At 67.8% G+C, this 3,216-nt stretch carries 3 protein-coding genes and 2 pseudogenes; 1 reads left to right on the forward strand and 4 read right to left on the reverse strand.

Features of this window, described 5'->3' with window-relative positions; all coding sequences use genetic code 11:
• Window positions 1-110, reverse strand: a pseudogene (locus ACESLR_RS11850) (flagellin); the annotation flags it as partial.
• Between the two features lie 455 nt (window positions 111-565).
• Here ACESLR_RS11850 and ACESLR_RS11855 point away from each other — a divergent pair.
• Window positions 566-944, forward strand: a pseudogene (locus ACESLR_RS11855) (nucleotidyltransferase domain-containing protein).
• Here ACESLR_RS11855 and ACESLR_RS11860 read toward each other — a convergent pair.
• From ACESLR_RS11860 to ACESLR_RS11870, 3 genes are all read right to left on the reverse strand, one after another.
• A complete protein-coding gene (locus ACESLR_RS11860) occupies window positions 885-1,658 on the reverse strand; it encodes an adenosylcobinamide-GDP ribazoletransferase (protein ID WP_373067668.1) in 774 nt (257 codons plus the stop codon). The pseudogene ACESLR_RS11855 and the gene ACESLR_RS11860 sit on opposite strands and share 60 nt — an antisense overlap.
• A gap of 247 nt (window positions 1,659-1,905) precedes the next feature.
• Entirely contained in the window at window positions 1,906-2,469 is a 564-nt protein-coding gene (locus tag ACESLR_RS11865) for a histidine phosphatase family protein (RefSeq protein WP_373067675.1), read from the reverse strand.
• Window positions 2,466-3,216, reverse strand: a 751-nt coding sequence (locus tag ACESLR_RS11870; protein ID WP_373067680.1) for a nicotinate-nucleotide--dimethylbenzimidazole phosphoribosyltransferase, incomplete at its 5' end; no start/stop codon positions are given. The genes ACESLR_RS11865 and ACESLR_RS11870, both read right to left, overlap by 4 nt.

Genomic DNA, 3,216 nt, shown 5'->3' on the forward strand with positions numbered 1-3,216 from the left:
CGCAGGCCCGAGGACAGACGCTCCAGGCTCTGACCCAGCGCACCCTGGGAATTGTTCAGGTTGCGCTGTGCGTTCAGGGAAAGAACGTTGGTGTTGATTACTTGAGACATGATCGCTCTCCTGTAGAGTCGTTCGTCACCGCCTCGGGCGGTTCTGGTGAACGGGCCGATCCCCGCTCTCAGATGCCTTAACGACCACTCCCGCAGAACCTTTAGCCCCTCGTCGAATATTTTTTCCACCCGCGGCAATTTCTTGCCGCCCCCAAGGTTATCCAGCCGCGAAACCGTAACGCCACTTACCGAAGCCGACCTCGTCCGGACCGTATGCCGCCCACCGTGGCCCACTCGGCCGAATCGCGCGCCACCCGGCCACCCCGTTCCCATCATCCAGGCCGCAGCGCACCCCTTCCCGTCATCCCGGCCGGAGCGAAGCGGAGAGGGGAGCTCCCCACGCGCGATCAACTCGACGTTTGTGCCACCCCAGCCACGGAGAATCCGAATGACCGCTGCGCGGTTTCGGCAGTAACGCGGAGGGCATGTCGGCAGGGGCTTGATATACTTGAGCGATGCGGCTGACCGACGAACAACAGACGATTATCCGCGAAGAAGTGGCCCGTGCCTTCGGGCCGGATGCGCGCGTAAAGCTGTACGGCTCGCGCGTTGGACGATGCCGCGCGTGACGGTGACATCGACCTCTACATCGAGGCGGGCGGCTCGCCGGATGAACTGCTGGACCGGGAACTCCGACTTTATGCAGCCTTGCAACGGCGGCTGGGCGAACGCCGTGTGGATATCGTCGTGCATCCGCGCGGGGCACCGCATCGGCCCATTGACTGGCGCTGCTGGACAAGGCTATGGGATTGCCCTCGCTGCATTAAGGGGGGTCTACTGCAAGCCGAGCGTCAGCACCAGGATGACCAGCACGGCGGTCTCCACCAGCTCTAACGTGGCGCCGGCGGTGTCACCGGTAAAGCCACCAAGCCAGTTCTTCAAAAGGCGGGTGGCGCCCCACAGCAGCAGTGCGCCGGCGAGCAGCGCCGGAATCACGCCCCACAGGCCCGAGACGAACCCCAGTACCACCGCCAGCACAGTTGCCACACCGACCGTGCCGATCGCAGCCCTGCGCGGCAGGTGTTGCGCCATTTCCGCCCCCAGTCCTACCGGATTCACATACGGCGTCGTCAGAAACAGGACCGGGGGCACCACACGGCCCAGCACGATCGCAAGCAGCAGGGCCATCCACGCCCCCGTCTCCATCACGGCCACCAGTGCCGTGCCTTTCAGCAACAGCACCAGGATCAGGGCGGCGACGGCCATCGGGCCACAGGCAGGATCCTTCATGATCCCGCGGGCACGCTCCGGGTGCCGCTGACCGCCGACCCAGGCATCCACCGTGTCCGCCAGCCCGTCCAGGTGCAGCGCGCCGGTCAGGCCGACCCAGACGGTCAGCACCAGTGCCGCGACCAGTAGCGTCGGCGCACCCGGAATGGAGGACAGCGCGATTCCGACGAGCACCACGATCAGACCCAGGACCAGCCCCACCAGCGGATAGGTGAGCACGGAACGGCCCAGGTCCTCGGGGCGCGGTTCCAGTTCGGGCGTGGGCAACCGCGTGAGGAACTGGATGGCTAGCCAGAGGGGCATCATGACGGGGTTCATACGCCCCCTCCGCCATTTCTACCTGTAGGAGGCCAGCCCTCTGGCCGATCGGGAATATGCCAGCGCTCCTTCGGCCAGAGGGCTGGCCTCCTACATGTATCCTGCCCAATCACGCGGGCAGCGAAGCCCCTGCCAGAGTCGGGCACGGGCCGGGGCTTCGCGTGCAAGCACGCTCCCACAAAACCTCCCGCAAGCGCCCGGACGCGGGTTGTCACGGGGTCCTGGTGCAGCGCGGGATGGGAATTCATCAATAGGGCTGCCATGGCTCGACAATATGCAGGGAAGCGAGCGGGACGTCGATGCTCAGCAGGTTTTCCAGCGGCCACTGCTGATGCCGGCCGCGAATCACCCGTATGACACCGCCGTGCGCGATCACGAGCACCCGCTGCCCTTCGTCGGGCGCCAGGTCATTCCAGGCGGCGACCACGCGGTCGCGAAATTCCAGGAGCGACTCGCCGTCGGGCGGCGGGTGATTGAGCGGGTCCTGCCAGAAACGTCCCAGTGCATCGGCGTCCGTTTCCATCAGTGCCGCCGCCGTGCGGCCCTCCCAGGCGCCAAAGTCGAGTTCGGCGAGGCGGTCGTCGACGGCGAGCGGTACGCCCGCCTCCGCCGCAAACGCCTGCGCCGGGGCAAGGCAACGCATCAACGGCGAGCAGACGATGCGATCCCAGACAGCACCTCCGGCCAGAGCGTCGCGCATCGCAGACCACCCGGCCTCTGTCAACGGCACATCGCTGCCGCGACCACAAAAGCCCTGGCCCGTGGTTTCGCCGTGGCGCAGCAGCCCAATGCGCGCGGGCCCGGCGCTCAAGCGTCCTCTCCACTGACGCCCGCCTCGGCGAAGGTGGCCATGCCCGAGTGCAGTGCGCAAGCCAGGCGCAGCAGGGGCACGGCCATGGCTGCACCGCTCCCCTCGCCCAGACGCATGCCGAGATCGAGCAGCGGATCGGCCTCCAGCGCCGCCAGCAGGCACCGATGCCCCGGCTCCGCCGAACTGTGGGCGTAGAAAAACCAGTTTGCCGTGCCCGGACACAGGCGCTCGGCCACGAGCGCCGCCGAGGTGCTGATGAAGCCGTCCACCAGCACTGGCAGGCCGATCTGCCCTGCGGCGATATACGCCCCGGCGAGCCCGGCAATCTCGAAGCCGCCGAGGCCGCGCAGGCTGCCGAGGGCGTCGCCCCGTACGTCCGCATGGGTGTGTAGGGCCTGTTCGATGACCTCGGCCTTGTGCCGCACCCCATTCGCGTCCAGGCCCGTGCCGGGCCCGGCCAGATCGGCGGGCGGCAGATCCAGCAGGGAACAGGCGAGCGCAGCGGCAGAGGTCGTGTTGCCGATGCCCATCTCGCCGCCGATGAATAGCTGCGCCCCACCCCGCCGCGCCCGCTCCGCGCACTGCCGACCGGCATTCAGCGCCCGTTCCAGCTGCGCCGGCGTCATCGCCGGCTCGCGAGCGAGGTTTGCGGTGCCGGGGCCCAGCTTCAATTGCTGCACACCGGCGACCGCGGGCGGCTCCGCGGCCGTGCCCAGGTTGATCACCTCGATGGAGGCGCCCAGGTGC

Source organism: Thioalkalivibrio sp. (assembly GCF_041685615.1).
Taxonomy (GTDB): Bacteria; Pseudomonadota; Gammaproteobacteria; order Ectothiorhodospirales; family Ectothiorhodospiraceae; genus Thioalkalivibrio.